The sequence below is a fragment of the Oerskovia paurometabola genome (genome assembly GCF_016907365.1).
Classification (GTDB): Bacteria; Actinomycetota; Actinomycetes; order Actinomycetales; family Cellulomonadaceae; genus Oerskovia; species Oerskovia paurometabola.
Window position 1 is genome coordinate 1,171,851 of sequence record NZ_JAFBBV010000001.1, and the last position, 16,252, is coordinate 1,188,102.

A 16,252-nucleotide genomic window follows, 5' to 3' on the forward strand; every position below is an offset into this window, starting at 1 on the left:
CCCGATGACCACGACCGAATCTCCCGTCGCGGCGCACGGCGGACCGACTGGCGCGAACGGCCCGGGCGGCGTGCCCCGGGACGACGCGTCCCGGGCGGCGTCGCGCCCCGGCCAGGGCTCGGCCCAGGCGCCCGGCACCCCTTCCGGACGCCCGGCGCGGTCACGGCTCCTCGGACGCCGGCGCACGGCGACGGCTTCTCCGGCGTCGGCCGCCTCGCCCCTCGGCTCGGCGGCACCCGCGCGCCCGAGGTTCGCGACGCCGTCGGGCACGAGCGGGGACGAGGGCCTGGGCGCACGCCTGCGCTCGCTCCTCGCTCCGGTGACGGAGTCGGCGACGAAGGGCCTGTCCGTGGTGGCCGCGGTCGTGAGCCCCTTCGGCTGGGCGGTCCTCGTGGGGCTCGTCGCCGCCTGGTGGAGCGGACTGGCCTTCTCGTGGGTCGAGCTGCTCGCCGTCGCGGTCGTGGCGACCGTGGCGATGCTCGGTGCGATCGCGTTCGTCCGCGGGACGTTCCGCTACACCGTGAACCTCGACCTGGGGCAGCGCCGCGTCACGGTGGGGGACCGGGCCGTCGGCACACTCGAGGTGAGCAACGAGTCTCAGCGACCGCTGCTGCCCGCCGTGATGGAGCTGCCCGTCGGGGCGGGGGTCGCGTCGTTCCCCGTACCGCGGCTGCGGCCGGGGGCGAGCCACGAGGAGATCTTCACGATCCCGACCCACCGGCGCTCGGTCATCCCTGTGGGCCCGGTGCGGTCGGTGCGAGCCGACCCCCTGGGCCTGCTGCGCCGAGAGGTGGTCTGGACGGACCCCGAGGAGCTGTTCGTGCACCCGCGGACCAAGAACCTGTCGGGTTCCTCGACGGGCTTCCTGCGCGACCTCGAAGGCCGGGTCACCCAGGACATCTCCAACTCCGACGTGTCGTTCCACGCGCTGCGCGACTACGTCCCCGGCGACGACCGTCGCCACATCCACTGGAAGACCACCGCCCGCACGGGGCAGCTCATGGTCCGGCAGTTCGAGGAGACGCGGCGGTCGCACCTCGCGGTCGTGCTCTCGACCCGCGCCGAGGACTACGCCCACCCGGACGAGTTCGAGCTCGCGGTGAGCTCGTGCGGCTCGCTCGGCCTCCAGGCCATCAAGGAGGACCGCGGTCTGACCGTCCTCGTCAACGACGGCAGCCTGCGCGGGGACAACCGCGTGCGGCTCCTCGACGACCTGGCTCGGGTCGAGACGAGGTCCTTGCGCACGAGCCTCGTGGACCTGGCGCGCGTGGCCGGTGCGGCCGTCACGGACGCGTCGGTCGTCGCGCTCGTCGTGGGGAGCTCGGTCTCGCCCACCGAGCTGCGCGCCGCCTCGGCCCGGCTCCCCCAGGACGTGCGGGTCATGGCGATCCAGTGCGTCCCGGGGGCGAAGGTCAGCCGTCACCGGATCGCCGAGCTCGTCGTGCTCACCATCGGGGAGCTCGGCGACCTCCCCCTCGCGCTGCGGAGGCTGAACGACTGATGACCGAGAACGACACGCGGGGCCGGCAGGCCCCGCCGACCGGTCCCGGTACGGAACCCGGGCACACGGGCGGCACCGGCACGCGGTCGAACGTGACGACCGCACGCTCCTCGACCCGCCTGCGCGGGGCCGACGCGCCGCGTGCGGTGCGGGCGACGGGGGCCGTCGACGCGCTCGCCCTCGTCGTGATGCTGGGGGCCGCCGTGGTCGGCTTCGGCCCGGCGTGGGGTTCGGCGGGCTACCTCCTGCCCGCGCTCGGTGGCCTGGGCCTGGGGCTGGGCGTCGCGTGGCTCGGTGCCTGGCGACGCTGGGGCACCGTCACGGTCACCGCCGTGGCCATGGTCGCGTACGTGGTCCTCGGTGGGCCGTTCGCGCTGCCGGGCACGACGGTCGCCGGGGTCCTGCCGACCCTCGAGACCGTCCGGGGCCTGCTGCTGGGCTCGGTCACCGGCTGGAAGGAGAGCGTGACCTCGGTCCCGCCGCTCCAGTCCTTCCCGGAGCTGGGCGTCGTGCCCTTCCTGCTGCTCTTCCTGGCGTCGCTGGTCGCCGGCACGATCGCCTGGCGCGTCCGTGCCGGGCAGTGGGCGCTCGTCCCGGTCGTGGTCGTGTTCGTCGCCGTGATCCTGCTGGGGACCGTCGTCCCGGCGCTCCCCGTGGTCCAGGGACTCGTGCTGGTCGTCGTCGGGCTCCTGTGGGGCGCGTGGCGCGCGACCGAGGCGCGCCTCGGCGAGCGGCAGGTCCTGACGGCTGCGAGCGTCGTCGCGACCCGGCGCCTGCGCTGGCACCGTGCGCGCGGCGGCGCGGCGATGCTCGCGCTCGGGGCGGTGGCCGCGGTCCTGCTCGTCCCGCTCGTGACCCCGGACACCGAGCGGATGGTCCTGCGAGAGCAGATCGTCCCGCCGCTCGACCTGCACGAGTACGTGAGCCCGCTCGCGTCCTTCCGCAAGTACGCCAAGGAGATGACGGACGACGAGCTGTTCACGGTCGACGGGCTCCCTGCCGGGGCCCGTGTACGACTCGCGACCCTCGATACGTACAACGGGGTGGTCTACGACGTCTCGAGCGGTGCGGGCTCGGGAGTCTTCACGCGCGCCGGCGACCAGATCGCGACGGTCGCGAAGGGCACGCCTACCGACCTGACGATCACCGTCGGCGACTACCGGGGCGTCTGGCTGCCCGACGTCGGCGCCCTCGCGGGCATCGAGTACACGGGAGACCGCAGCGAGGCGCTGCGGGGGACCACCTTCTACAACTCGGAGACGGGCACCGGGGTCGTGACCGCGGGCCTGCGCCCCGGCGACACGTTCCGGCTCGACGCGATCGTCGCGCCGACGCCCTCTCCCGAGGACCTGGAGTCGTCGCACATCCTGGACGCGAAGCTCCCGAGGTCCCTCAACGTCCCGGACTCGGTCGGGGGCAAGGCCGCGCAGTTCATGGCCGAGGAGACCGACCCGGTCGTCCAGCTCAAGAACCTCGAAACGGGGCTCGAGGCGAGCGGGATCTTCTCGAGCGGCCTCGAGACCCAGCTCCCCTCGCGTCCCGGCCACTCGGCCGAGCGTATCGACACGCTGCTCGCGGCCGACGAGATGGTCGGCGACGACGAGCAGTTCGCGGTGGCCCTCGCCCTCATGGCGCAGTCGGCGGGCATCCCCGCGCGCGTCGTCATGGGCTTCTACCCGGACCAGGAGGTCTGGGAGGAGGGCACGCCGTTCGTCGCGACGGGGGCAGACGTGCACGCGTGGGTCGAGGTCCCGTTCGCGGGCTACGGCTGGGTGCCGATCGACGCCATCCCCGAGGAGGACAACAAGATCGAGCCCGAGCCCAAGAGCGACCAGGTGCCCAAGCCGCCGGTCCTCGAGGACCCGGAGCCGCCCGAGGAGCCTGCGGACGCGGAGGCAGGCACGATCGACGACGAGGAGAAGAAGGACGACGCCGAGTCTGACGCCTTCGACTGGGGACGGGCAGCCCTGGTCGCCGTCACGGTGGCCGTCCCGCTGCTCGTCCTCGCGCTGCCCCTGCTCCTGGTCCTGCTGCTCAAGTCGCAGCGCCGCAAGAGGCGCAGGTCGGCCGACAGGCCCGTCGACCGCATCAGCGGTGGCTGGCGCGAGGTGCTCGACGCCGCCACGGACCTGGGTGCTCCCGTCCCCGCGGGCGCGACCCGCCGCGAGGGCGCAGGCACGCTCGCCGAGGCGTTCCCCGTGGCGGCGGCGCCCACCGTGACCCTCGCACGCTCGGCCGACGCCACGGTGTTCGGCACCGGGGACCCGAGCGCCCAGGAGGTCGACGCCTTCTGGAGCGAGGTGGACTCGGTCCTGGTGGGCATGCGCTCCACGAGGCCGCGCGGACAACGCCTGCGTGCAGCGGTGTCGCTACGATCCCTGCGGGGTGCTCGACCGGCATGGGTCCCCTCCTGGGTCCCGGCGCTGCGCCGGTCGGCCCGATCGCCCGTCCGGACCGTGAAGAGACCACCGACCGGTTCCGGCCCGAAGCCAGGGGAGTCCTGATGTCCGAGCAGCTGAGCTGCAGCGCCTGCGGGACGGCGCAGCCGGCGGGTTCGTCGTTCTGCGCCGTCTGCGGGACGAAGATGCCCAGCACCGCGGTGCCGTACGGCGCAACCGTCGGCGACGCACCGTCGTCGGGCCGCGAGCCGTCGATCGCGGTCACGACCGAGCGCGACGTCGCTGCGGCGACCCAGCGCGCGGTGCCGTTCCTGCGACGGACGGACGCCGCCGCGCCCCGGGCAGGGCTCGACGGGGCGCCGGTGGCCGGCACAGGACGCAGGTTCCTCGCGTTCCTGGTCGACGCCGCCGCGGTCTCCGTGGTCTTCGCGGCCGTCCTGCTCGGCGGCGGCGCGGTGGCCGGGGTGTCTGCGACCGCGCTGGCCTCGGTCACGACCCAGGCCGACGCGCAGGAGCTGCTCGGCCGACTGCTGTTCGTGTACGCGGTAGCCGGAGCGGTGTCCCTCGCGTCCTGGGTCGGTATCTGGGTCTGGGAGGGAAGCACCGGCCGGACGCTCGGCAACCTCGCGACGGGTGTCCGGTCCGTCCGGGCCGAGGACCGGTCGCCCCTGGGCTTCGGGCGGGCGGCGCTGCGCTGGATCATCACCTTCCTCGGAGCCCTCGCCCTGGGCATCGGCGAGCTGCTCGTCGTCCTCTCCCCGGCCTTCGACGGCTCGGGACGGAACCAGGGATGGCAGGACAAGGCAGCCAAGGCGCTCGTGCTCGACGTCCGCGGACTCCAGGACGGGAGCGCCACGGTCGGCGTCGTCGGGAAGCCGAGCACCCAGCCGGTCGCGGCGAACCCGAGCGGGTACGGCGGCTCCTCGGCGTCGGGACACGTGCCCGTCACCGGGGCGTTCGCCGCGCAGCCAGCGAGCCCGGCCCCGGGGGCCGGGCCCGCTCCCGTCGGTGACCCGTGGGCCTTCCCGCAGCAGCCGCAGCAGCCCTCGCACGTGCCCGCGGACGGGCTGATCACGGGTGTGCCAGGCGCCGTCCCGCAGCCGGGCCCCGCACCGGTCGCGCCGCAGCCGGGCCCCGCACCGGTCGCGCCGCAGCCGGGCCCCGCACCGGTCGCGCCGCAGCCGGGCCCCGTTCCCCTCGGGGGCCCTGCGACCACGGCGACACCGGCACCTGCCTACGAGGAACCCGACTGGGACTCGACGCGTCTGAGCGCCCGGGAGATCCGGCGCGAGGCGCACGAGGCGGCCCGCACGCCCGGGGCGGTGCTCGAGCTCGAGTCCGGACAGCGGGTCCCCCTCTCCGGACCCGCGCTCGTCGGACGCAACCCCCAGGCGACGGGGGCCGAGGCCACGACTCTCGTCCGGGTCGAGGACCCGACGCGGTCCGTCTCCAAGACGCACGCCGAGCTGGGCTTCGACGCCGACGGCCTGTGGGTGCAGGACCGTGGGTCGACGAACGGGACCGTCCTCCTGCCGCCCGGCGGGGCGCCGGTGGCGCTCGACCCGGGCGTGCGCGTGCCCGTGCCCGTCGGCTCGGTGATCACCGTCGGGGACCGGCGCATCGTCGTCCACCCGGGACCTGTCGCATGAGCGGATGGCCCGCCGGGGTGAGCCTCGTCTGGGGCGCGAGCTCGCACCGGGGGGCGCGACGGCTCCTCAACGAGGACAGGTTCCTCGCCGACCGTTCGGTCTTCTTCGTCGCCGACGGCATGGGCGGGCACGACGCCGGCGAGGTCGCGAGCTCCGCGACCATCGACGCCCTCCGCCCGCTCGGCGCGCTGGCCACGGTCTCACCCGAGGACGTGCGTGACCGGCTCGTCGTGGCGCAGGACGACGTCCGCGCCATCAGCACCGAGCCCGGCCGAGGCGCCGGGACGACCGTGACCGGCGTCGTCGTGGCCCAGATGGAGGGCATGCCCTACTGGCTCGTGGTCAACATCGGCGACTCGCGGACCTACCAGATGTCGCACGGGGTGCTCGAGCAGCTGAGCGTGGACCACTCGGAGGTCCAGGAGATGGTGGACGCGGGGATGCTCACGGCGACCGAGGCGCTGACCCACCCGCGACGCCACGTCGTCACGCGCGCCGTCGGGGCCTCGCTCCCGCCCGAGCCGGACTTCTGCTGGGTGCCCATCGCCGCGCGGGACCGGATGCTCGTGTGCTCCGACGGCCTGACGGGCGAGCTCTCGGACGAACGGATCACGGAGATCCTGCTCGCACAGCCGGACCCCCAGGCCGCAGCCGACCGTCTGGTCAACGAGGCCATCGTCGCCGGAGGGCGGGATAACATCACTGTCGTCGTCGTCGACGCGACCGGGGCGTGGGGGGACACCGACGACGGCTCCACGGCCCCCCGCGAGAACCTCGGGTATGCCGACGAGGACACCTTGCCGCGAGAGATTCGCCTGCAGATGGGGGAGAGGTCGTGAGACTGCGCTACGACACCGGGAGCGCGTTCGGGTTCGTCCGGGGTGGTGCGATCGTCGTCCTCCCGGAGGGAGCGACGAGCGAGCTGGTCGGACGCCTGTGGGACGGCCTCGACGCGGCAGGAGACGCCGACGTCGAGGTCATCGAGGTCATCCAGCTCCTGACCGTGGTCCTCGGGGCGACCTTGCGGACCATGCCGCCGTTCGCCGTCGCGGTCGTGTCGGGGCGACGCGCCCAGGTCGCCGTCCGTGGCGCGGTCTCCGTCACGCTCAGCACGTCCTCGTCCCGGGTCCACGTGGACGGCGACGACGTGACCACCTGGTCCGAGCGTCTCGTGGACGACGTCGAGGAGGTCTCCGTCCAGCTCGGGGTCGAGGACGCCCCGGCCCTGGAGGCGGGTCCTGGACAGGTGGCGCTCGTCGGCCTGCCGCTCCACGAGGGCGTGGTGCTGGCGTCGCGGATCGTCCGGCACCTCGTCGGGACGTCCGCCGTGCCCGCGGCCACCCCTCGTGCGGAGCACACCGGGCAGGCGACCGCCGAGCCCCCCGTCGCCCCTGCTGCGCGCCCGGCGTCCGCGTTCGAGCCGGTCCTGGTGGGGAGCGCGGCGTTGGCCGAGGACGACGACCTGGAACCACCCCTCGTCGCGGTACCGAGCCTGGCCGCCGTCGCCGTCGGGCCCGACGACGACGCCGCCCCGGTCGCCCTGGTCGCAGCAGTACCGGGCCTCGACGCCGCGCCGGACGACGAGGTCGTGCCGACCCGCTCGCCGGTCGACGAACGGTCGGCCGAGACGATCGTCTCGATGGAGACGATCGCGCCCGAGCTCACGGTCGTCCCTCCGGTCGACGACCTCGACGACCTCGACGACGCGGTGGCGGCCGTCGACGACGGCTACGGGCACCTGTGGGAGTCCACCGTCCTGCGGACCGTCGAGGACGCCGCGATCCGCATCGACGAGGAGGACGAGCAGGACGACGTGCCTCCCGTCCCCACCCCCGTCTCCGTGGCGTCGGTCGAGAACGCGACCCCCGTGCCGCCCGCTGCGACGCCCGAGCCTGTTGCGAGCATGATCGACGGCATCCCTCGGGAGTGGACCGGGTCGACGCCCGCCGCGTCGGTGCGCGCCGCCACGGTCACGGGCGACAAGGCCCGGCGACCGGGCCCCCCGGTGGACCTCGCGCCCGCCGGCGGCCACTCGACGACCGGGCACGAGGTGGCGGTCGGAGAAGACCTGGCGGGGGACGACCACGACGGGCACACCGTCTTCTCCTCGGTCATCGCCGACCTCCGCGCCCAGGTGTCCGGAGCCGGTGCGGGCATCGCCGTCCCTGCGCCGCCCGCACCTCCCGTGCCGCCCGCACCTCCCGTGCAGCCCGGAGCGGCCGTGCCGCTCGGCGGTGTGCCGCTCCCGACCGGCGTCCCGGCGCCAGGTCCCGCACCGGTCGACGGCCGGGCCTCGGCCGCAGGCCCGACCTTCGCGCCGCCCGCGCCTCCGGGCTCCCAGCAGATCCTGGCCCGCGTGTGCGTGGACGGTCACGCGAACCCTCCGTCGCGGGACACCTGCGGGAGCTGCGCACACGTCCTGGTGGGGGACGCCCACCTCGTGACCCGGCCCTCGCTGGGCCGGTTCACGCTCTCCAACGGGCAGGTCGTGGAGCTCGACCGCCCGGTGGTGCTCGGACGCCGCCCCCGCACGACGCGAGCGCAGAGCAACGACCTGCCGCGCCTGGTCGCGGTGCCGAGCCCGGAGCAGGACATCTCGCGCTCTCACGTCGAGATCCAGCTCGAGGGGTGGCACGTGCTGGTGTGCGACCTCAACACGACCAACGGCACCACGCTCCTGCGCCCTGGTCAGCCGCCTCGGCGCCTGCACCCGGGGGAGCCCGCGATGGTCGGGTCGCACGACGTCGTCGACGTGGGTGACGGCGTGACGTTCACCTTCGAAGGGTTGCTATGAGCAGCAAGCGTGCCCCGTCGCCGCCCCCGCTGATCGACGGGTACGAGTACGTGTCGGTCGTCGGTTCGGGCGGGTTCTCCGACGTCTTCCTCTACCAGCAGCAGCGCCCCCGTCGCCGGGTGGCGATCAAGGTCCTGCTGCACGAGTGGTCGAGCGAGTCGCAGCGCGCCGCGTTCGACGTCGAGGCCGACCTCATGGCGACGCTCTCGACCCACCCGTCGATCGTGACCATGTACGAGGCGAACGTGACGTCCGACGGGCGCCCCTACCTCGCCATGGAGTACTGCTCGCGGCCCAACCTGGGGGCCCGCTACCGGTCCGAGCGGCTGAGCGTCGCCGAGGCGCTGCGCATCGCCGTGCAGATCGCGGGAGCGGTCGAGACCGCGCACCGGGCGGGGATCCTGCACCGGGACATCAAGCCGGCGAACATCCTCGTGACCGAGTACGGCCACCCTGCGCTCACGGACTTCGGCATCTCCTCGACCATGGACGACGCCTCCCGGGCCGAGGGCATGTCGATCCCGTGGTCGCCCCCGGAGTCCTTCGCCGAGGACCCGTGGGCAGGCAAGGAGACGGACGTCTGGGCGCTCGCCGCCACGACGTACACCCTGCTGGCCGGGCGGGCGCCGTTCGAGCTGCCAGGAGGGTCCAACTCGAGCGCGAGCCTCATCACGCGCATCGAGTCGACGCCGCTGGCCCCGACCGGACGCACCGACGTGCCGCCGTCGCTCGAGCGCGTGCTCGGGACCGCCATGGCCAAGAACCCGGCCTCGCGGTACCCGACGATGCTCGCTTTCGCGCGAGCCCTCCAGCAGGTCCAGAACGAGCTCTCGCTCGCCGTCACCCCCATCGACGTGCTCGCCGACACGGGGATCACGCAGGAGGAGGAGGCCGACGACGACGGCGGTACGCGGCTGCGCGCGGTCGTCTCGATCGACCCCCGCGGAGGAGGTGCCGGGGGCACCTACTCGACCGGCGCGCCGTCGACGACGAGCGGTACCGCGCCGGTCCAGCGGCACGTGCCCGTCGGAGCGGCGACGGGCGGTTCCGCTCCTGCGGCGCACGCTCCTGCTCCGCACGCTCCCGAGGTGCCCGGTGCCTACGCCGCGCAGCCCGGGGCAGGGACGCCCGCCCAGGTCGCGTACTACGCGCCCGCACCCGCGCGCCCGGCCCAGGCTCCGGCGTCGGGCACCGGGTACGTCCCGCCGCGCCCCGCGCCCGGCCCGGGGACCGCCGCGACCGGGACCGCCGTGTGGGGGCCGCCGACCGACGACACCGTGCACCGCGCCCCGGGCTCCTCGCCCGAGCCCGAGCAGGCAGGACCGCGGCCGCGGCGTGCCCTCTGGCCGTTCCTGGCGGGCGCCGGGGTGCTCGTGCTCGTGGCGGTCGGGATCTACGCGCTCCTGCCCGACGGGACCGCGACCGACACGGACACGGGGGGCGGCACGACCTCGGCGGACGAGCCGGCCGACGTGCCCTACGACAACCTCGGCGACCTGGTCCCGCCCCCCGAGGACCTGCAGGCGCAGTACGACGCCGCGAACGGGAGCGCTCTGTTCACCTGGTCCGCCCCCGAGGGCGTCCTGATCGGCGACACCTACGTGTGGCAGCACATCGACCCGACCAAGGAGACCTCGCCGGCCCCGGCGCCCCCGGGAGGACTGTCCGTGGCGGTCCCCGCGGGAGCCAACGAGACCGTCTGCGTCGAGATCCGTACCGTCCGGGACGGTAAGCCGTCCGTCCCGGTGAAGGAATGCGTGACCCCATGAGCGACCTCGCGATCGAGTTCTGCGGAGAGTGGTTCCGCCCCGTCCCCGGCGGGACGTTCGACATCGGGCGCGACGGCGACCTCGAGATCGAGGACAACCCGTACCTGCACCGGCACTTTCTTCGCATCTCGCACGAGAACGGCATCTGGTGGCTGGCGAACGTCGGCTCGCTGATCTCGGCGACCGTCTGCGACGCCGGCGGCGGCGTCCAGTCGTGGCTGTCGCCCGGCAACCGCCTGCCGCTCGTGTTCCCGTCCATGTCGGTCGTCTTCACGGCCGGGCCGACCACCTACGAGCTGCTGGTCCAGCTCCAGGGAGCGCCCTACCAGGAGATCCGCTCCGAGGAGCCGTCCGACGGCGCGACCACGATCGGGGCCATCCCGTTCACGATCACCCAGAAGCAGCTCATCCTGGCGCTCGCCGAGCCCGTGCTGCGCCGGGACGGGACCGGGCTCTCCGAGATCCCGACCTCCGCCGACGCCGCACGCCGCCTCGGCTGGGCCACGACCCGCTTCAACCGCAAGCTCGACAACGTGTGCGAGCGGCTGGACCGCATCGGCGTCAAGGGGTTGCGCGGGGGAGTCGGGGCGCTCGCCACGAACCGTCGTGCACGGCTCGTGGAGTACGCGGTGGCCTCACGCCTCGTGACGACCGAGGACCTGCCCCTGCTCGACCTGGTGGACGAGAGCTCCTGAACCCCGTCCACGCACCTGCTACGAAGGACACGTCCCTGTGCGTCTCAAGATGACTCTCGTGCGCCACGACGGCACGAGCGACGACATCGTCGTCACGGCCGACGCCGGCAGCACGGTCGGCGACGTCGCCCGCGCCGTCGCAGTGCGCGACCCCCGGAACATGGGGTCGCTCGTCGACGTCCCCCCGCTCACCCTGCGCGCCCAGCTCCCCGGGCAGGAGCAGTCGGTCGTCCTCGACCCCGACGTCCCGATCGCGGAGGCGTGGCTCGGTTCCGGGGCCGTCGTGCACCTCCTCGACGCCGCCCGCGCCGCCAGCACGATGCAGGACGTCCAGAACGTGCTGGCCCGTGTGCGGGTCGTGGCCGGGCCGGACGCCGGGCTGCAGCGCGACCTCGTCGCGGGGCGCTACGTCGTGGGACGCGAACCGGGGTGCGACCTCGTGCTGTCCGACCCCCTCGTCTCGAAGAAGCACGCCCGGATCGACGTGTCCGACCGTACCGAGGTCGTCGACCTGGGCTCGGCCAACGGCATCGTCGTCGACGGCGGTCTGGTCACCCGGCTGCGCGTCGACCGGCAGCAGACCCTCGTGCTCGGCGACACCGTCGTCGTGGTCGACCCGCTCGGCAGCGCTGCGGGTGGTCCGGTCGCGGGGCCCGTCCCGTTCAACCGCTCGCCCAAGGTCGAGCCGCGCTACGCGGGGGAGAAGTTCACGGCGCCCAGCGCCAACCGTGAGGAGGAGCCCCAGACCTTCCCGGCGCTGGCCCTCGTCGCGCCGGTGGTGATGGGCCTCCTGATGTTCTTCGTCACGCAGCGCCCGACCGCGCTCCTGTTCATCCTCATGAGCCCGCTCATGCTCGTCGGCAGCTACGTGACCGAGCGCCAGCGGCGCCGTCGTCGTCTGGAGCGCGACGTCAAGAGGTTCGACGAGCGGCTCGAGGGCCTGCGGGCCGCGCTGCGCGACGAAGAGGTCGCCGAGCGGTCGGCGAGGCTCCAGGAGGCACCGGCGACGCCGCTCACGCTGGCCGAGGGGCTGCGTCGCGGGCCGCTGCTGTGGACGCGCCGCCCCGAGCACTGGTCCTTCCTCAACGTGCGGCTCGGGCTCGGCTCGATGCCCTCGCGCAACGAGGTCGAGACGCCGGGGCGCGGTGAGATGGTCCCCGAGCTCCAGGGGCGTCTCGACGAGCTGGTCGACCGGCACGAGCTCGTCTCGGGCGTGCCCGTGGTCGAGAACCTGCACGACGCCGGTGCGCTGGGGCTGGCCGGGGCCAAGAACCTCGTGGAGCCCGTGGTCAACTCCGTGCTCGTCCAGCTCACGGTGCTGCACTCGCCCACCGACCTCGTGGTCTGCTCCCTCGTGACACCGACGTGGTCGCGCTCGCTCGAGTGGCTCAAGTGGATGCCGCACACGTCGGCCTCGACGAGCCCGATCGAGGGCAACCACCTCGCCGACAGCGCCAGCAGCGGCGCCGTGCTCCTGGCCCAGCTCGAGGAGCTGATCCGGACCCGGCTCAAGAGCCAGCGCGCCACGCGTCGAGGCGCGGCCCGGACCCGCGACGCCGCCCTCGAGCGGGGTGCGAGCGTCGGGGAGGGCGGAGGCGGACCCGTCGAGGGGACGAGCTCGCCGTTGCCCGCGGTCGTCGTCCTCGTGTCCTCCGAGGTCGACGTGGACCGTGCACGTCTCGCCCAGCTCGCGGAGACGGGGCCCGACGCGGGGGTGTTCCCCGTGTGGGTCGCCGACAGCGTCCGGGGACTGCCCGCCGCGTGCCGCACCTACGTCGAGGTCGGTCCCGACCGCACCTCGGTGGGCATGGTCCGGCTCGGCCTGTCCGTCGACGACGTCGTGCTCGAGACGGTCGACGCGGCCGCCGCGGTCGAGTACGGCCGTCGCATGGCACCGGTGTTCGACGCGGGGGTCGTCGACGAGGACGCGAGCGACCTGCCGCGCACCGTGTCCCTGCTGACGCTGCTCGGCCCCGACATGGCGACGTCCGGCGAGGCCGTGATCGACCGGTGGAACCAGAACCTCTCGATCACCGACCGGACGCCGGGGGCCGTGCCGAGGCGACGTCGCGCCGGGGGGCTGCGGGCGCTCGTCGGCTCGGCCGGGTCGGAGGCCATGCAGCTCGACCTGCGCACGCACGGCCCGCACGCCCTCGTGGGCGGGACGACCGGCTCGGGCAAGAGCGAGTTCCTCCAGGCGTGGGTGCTGGCCATGGCTGCCGAGTACAGCCCGGACCGGGTCACGTTCCTGTTCGTGGACTACAAGGGCGGCTCCGCGTTCGCGGACTGCGTCCAGCTCCCGCACTGCGTGGGCCTCGTGACCGACCTGTCGCAGCACCTCGTGCGGCGTGCCCTGACGAGCCTGCGGGCCGAGCTCCACCACCGCGAGCACCTGTTCAACCGCAAGAAGGCCAAGGACATCCTCGAGCTCGAGAAGCGGGGCGACCCCGACGCTCCGCCGGCCCTGGTGATCGTCATCGACGAGTTCGCGGCGCTCGTCTCCGACGTGCCCGACTTCGTGGACGGCGTGGTCGACATCGCGCAGCGAGGGCGCTCGCTCGGGATCCACCTCATCATGGCGACCCAGCGCCCGGCGGGCGTCATCCGCGACAACCTGCGGGCGAACACGAACCTTCGCGTCGCCCTGCGCATGGCTGACGAGTCCGACTCGTCCGACGTCGTCGGGACCCCCGAGGCGGCCCACTTCGATCCCGGGCTCCCGGGGCGCGGGCTGGCCAAGACGGGCCCCGGCAGGGTGCGCCCGTTCCAGTCGGCCTACGCCGGCGGCTGGACCTCGGACGAGGCGCAGCCGCTGCGCATCGAGGTCGCGGCCCTGCGGTTCGGCGGCGAGATCCGCTGGGACGCGCCGCAGCCCGCGGTCGTGCCCGAGGAGACGGACCTCGGCCCCAACGACCAGCAGCGCCTCGTGGCGTGCATCGGGGCCGCGAGCAGGCACGCCGAGATCCCGAGCCCGCGCCGCCCGTGGCTCGACTCGCTCGCCGGGGTCTACGACCTCGCCCGCCTGCGTCAGCGCACCGACACCGAGCTGTTGATCGGCGTCGCCGACCTGCCCGAGGTGCAGGCCCAACGGCCGACGTACTTCCGCCCGGACACCGACGGCCACCTCGCCGTGTACGGCACGGGCGGTGCGGGCAAGAGCACCGCGCTGCGCACGCTGGGCATCGCGGCGGGGATCACGCCCCGGGGCGGGGCGGTCCAGGTCTACGGCCTCGACTTCGCGGGCGGTAGCCTGCGGATGCTCGAGTCCCTGCCTCACGTCGGGTCCGTGATCATGGGCGACGACGTCGAGCGCGTGGTCCGCCTGCTGCGCATGCTGCGCGCCGAGCTCGACCGTCGCGGCCCGCTCTTCGCGGAGGCCTCCGCGTCGAGCGTCACCGAGTACCGCGCGCTCACGGGCCGCACGGACGTGCCGCGCATCCTCCTGCTCGTCGACGGCTTCGGCGCGTTCCGCGACGACTTCGAGCAGGGCGCGGGCCGGGCCGTGTGGTTCGACGTGTTCCGTGACGTGCTCGCCGAGGGACGCCAGCTCGGCATCCACGTGGCCCTCACGGCCGACCGTGCGGGCGCCGTGCCGACCGCGGTCCGCTCGGCCGTGCAGCGCAACGTCGTGCTCCGGCTCTCCGACGACGGGTACGGGCTGCTCGACGTCCCCGGCGACGTGCTCACCCCGTCGTCGCCGCCGGGCCGCGCGGTGGTCGACGGTGCGGAGACCCAGGTCGCGGTCATCGGCGGGACGACCTCTGCCGCCGAGCAGGCGCGTTCCTGCGTGCGGCTGGGCGACTCGATGCGCAAGGCCGGGGTGCTCCAGGCACCGAGGATCGGCGCCCTGCCGCAGGAGTACACGGCCGACGTGCTGCCGGACGAGGTCGACGGGCAGCCCGTGCTGGGGATCGGCGACGAGACGCTCGACGCCCTCGGCTGGGCACCCGAGGGGACGTTCCTCGTGTCGGGGCCCGTCGGCAGCGGTCGGACGACGGCGCTCGCGGCGCTCGCGAGGTCCCTGGTCCGCGCGGCCCCGAAGACCCGGATCGTCCTCGCGGCGCACCCCGGGTCCTCGCTGGTGTCCGCTGCGCCCTGGGACCGGGTCGCGCGGAGCGTCGACGAGGTCGTGGCCCTCGCCCAGGACGTCGCCGAGGACCTGGCGGCCGGACCCGTCGCCGTCTTCGTCGAGGGGGTCGACGAGTACCTGCAGTCACCGGCGGACGCACCGCTCGTCGCGCTCATGAAGGCGGCCCAGCGAGGCTCGTGCCTCGTGGTCGCGGAGGCCGAGTCCTCCCGGTGGGGCTCGCCGTGGCCCCTGCTCGCCGAGATGAAGAACGGCCGCCGCGGGCTGCTGCTGCAGCCCGAGGCGCTCGAGGGCGACTCGTTGCTCAAGACCTCCCTGCCCAGGGTCTCCCGTGCGGAGTTCCCCCCTGGCCGGGGCTACTACATCGCGCGCGGCAGCACCACCCGGGTACAGGTCCCGATGGGCTGACGCGCGCGTGGGGAGTTCTCCCCATACCCATGCGACCGCACCTTCGGTACGGTTGCGACGACAACGGGCCGCGAGGCCGACGATGGATCAAGAGAGCGGGAATCGACATGGCGAACGTCAACGTCACCTACAGCGAGATGCGGGACGCAGCGGGCCGTCTGGAGATCGGCAAGGGGCACCTCGACGAGATCCTCGCGGATCTGATGAAGCAGGTCACGGCGCTCGTCTCGTCCGGCTTCGTGACGGACCAGGCCTCGACGCAGTTCATGGCCTCCTACGACCAGTTCAACCTCGGCGCGAAGAACGCGGTCGAGGGGCTCGTCGAGATGCACACGTTCCTCGCGCGCGCCGCGGACTCGATGGAGGAGCTCGACGCGCGTCTCGGCTCCGCGATCGCCCGGTGACGACTGCTGGACCCTCGGACGGCCGCCCCGACGTCGGGGCGGCCGTCCTGCCGTACCGGGAGTCGGGCGGCGGGTACGGCCGCGCGGCGACGTGGGTCGCGGTACCGACGGCCGTCGCGTTCCTCGTGGACACCGTGGTCCGGGGCTGGTGGGACGCGCTCGTGTGGCCCATGATCGGCGTGATCGTCGGGGCGGTCGTGCTGGTGACGGTGTACTCCACCCGGCGGTACCAGAAGATCGTCGTGGACCAGACGGGTCTGCGGGCCGGCAGGGACCACTTCCCCGCCGCCACGATCGACCCGAGCGTGGTCGCGCACGTCGCAGCCCATGGCCTGCTCCACGAGGGCGAACGTCTGCCGGACGGCACGACCGTCGCCGGGGGCAAGCTTGTCGGCGGAGCCTATGCCCCCACCCTGGGTGCAGGGCTCCTGCTGCTGCGCCTCACGGACGGAAGCTGGATCCGCGTGCAGTGCAGCAAGCCTCAGCAGGTCGTCGCTGCCCTGCAGGTCTGCCTCGCCGGGGCGGCCGGCGCGACGGTCTGAACGA

The 16,252-nt window shown here is 73.9% G+C and carries 10 protein-coding genes; all 10 read left to right on the forward strand.

Annotation, left to right across the window (positions count from 1 at the left end):
- Positions 1 to 4 precede the first annotated feature (4 nt).
- The 10 genes from JOD48_RS05245 to JOD48_RS05290 all read left to right on the forward strand — a co-directional run bounded on the left by JOD48_RS05245 (position 5) and on the right by JOD48_RS05290 (position 16,248).
- Positions 5 to 1,501 (forward strand): DUF58 domain-containing protein, encoded by a 1,497-nt coding sequence (locus JOD48_RS05245; RefSeq protein ID WP_204807897.1) that lies wholly within the window; start codon positions 5 to 7, stop codon positions 1,499 to 1,501.
- Entirely contained in the window at positions 1,501 to 4,005 is a 2,505-nt protein-coding gene (locus tag JOD48_RS05250) for a transglutaminase-like domain-containing protein (protein ID WP_204807899.1), read from the forward strand. Before JOD48_RS05245 ends, JOD48_RS05250 begins: the two co-directional genes overlap by 1 nt.
- Positions 4,005 to 5,549 carry an RDD family protein gene (locus JOD48_RS05255; protein ID WP_204807901.1) on the forward strand — a complete coding sequence of 515 codons (1,545 nt, stop codon included), beginning with the start codon at positions 4,005 to 4,007 and terminating at the stop codon, positions 5,547 to 5,549. Before JOD48_RS05250 ends, JOD48_RS05255 begins: the two co-directional genes overlap by 1 nt.
- Positions 5,546 to 6,388, forward strand: coding sequence for a PP2C family protein-serine/threonine phosphatase (locus JOD48_RS05260; RefSeq protein ID WP_191791749.1), 843 nt, complete (start codon positions 5,546 to 5,548; stop codon positions 6,386 to 6,388). Before JOD48_RS05255 ends, JOD48_RS05260 begins: the two co-directional genes overlap by 4 nt.
- Positions 6,385 to 8,343: an FHA domain-containing protein gene (locus JOD48_RS05265; RefSeq protein WP_307823981.1), complete on the forward strand. Its 1,959-nt coding sequence runs from the start codon at positions 6,385 to 6,387 to the stop codon at positions 8,341 to 8,343. The genes JOD48_RS05260 and JOD48_RS05265 overlap by 4 nt, the downstream gene beginning before the upstream one ends.
- Entirely contained in the window at positions 8,340 to 10,112 is a 1,773-nt protein-coding gene (locus JOD48_RS05270; protein ID WP_204807903.1) for a serine/threonine-protein kinase, read from the forward strand. Before JOD48_RS05265 ends, JOD48_RS05270 begins: the two co-directional genes overlap by 4 nt.
- The gene (locus JOD48_RS05275; RefSeq protein ID WP_191791751.1) at positions 10,109 to 10,807 is read left to right on the forward strand and encodes an FHA domain-containing protein; all 699 of its coding nucleotides are present in this window, start codon (positions 10,109 to 10,111) and stop codon (positions 10,805 to 10,807) included. Before JOD48_RS05270 ends, JOD48_RS05275 begins: the two co-directional genes overlap by 4 nt.
- Positions 10,808 to 10,844: 37 nt before the next feature.
- Positions 10,845 to 15,302 (forward strand): type VII secretion EssC family protein, encoded by a 4,458-nt coding sequence (locus JOD48_RS05280; protein WP_204807905.1) that lies wholly within the window; start codon positions 10,845 to 10,847, stop codon positions 15,300 to 15,302.
- A gap of 107 nt (positions 15,303 to 15,409) precedes the next feature.
- Positions 15,410 to 15,706 (forward strand): WXG100 family type VII secretion target, encoded by a 297-nt coding sequence (locus tag JOD48_RS05285; RefSeq protein WP_030151988.1) that lies wholly within the window; start codon positions 15,410 to 15,412, stop codon positions 15,704 to 15,706.
- A complete protein-coding gene (locus JOD48_RS05290; RefSeq protein WP_204807908.1) occupies positions 15,703 to 16,248 on the forward strand; it encodes a hypothetical protein in 546 nt (181 codons plus the stop codon). The genes JOD48_RS05285 and JOD48_RS05290 overlap by 4 nt, the downstream gene beginning before the upstream one ends.
- The last annotated feature ends 4 nt before the right edge of the window (positions 16,249 to 16,252 follow it).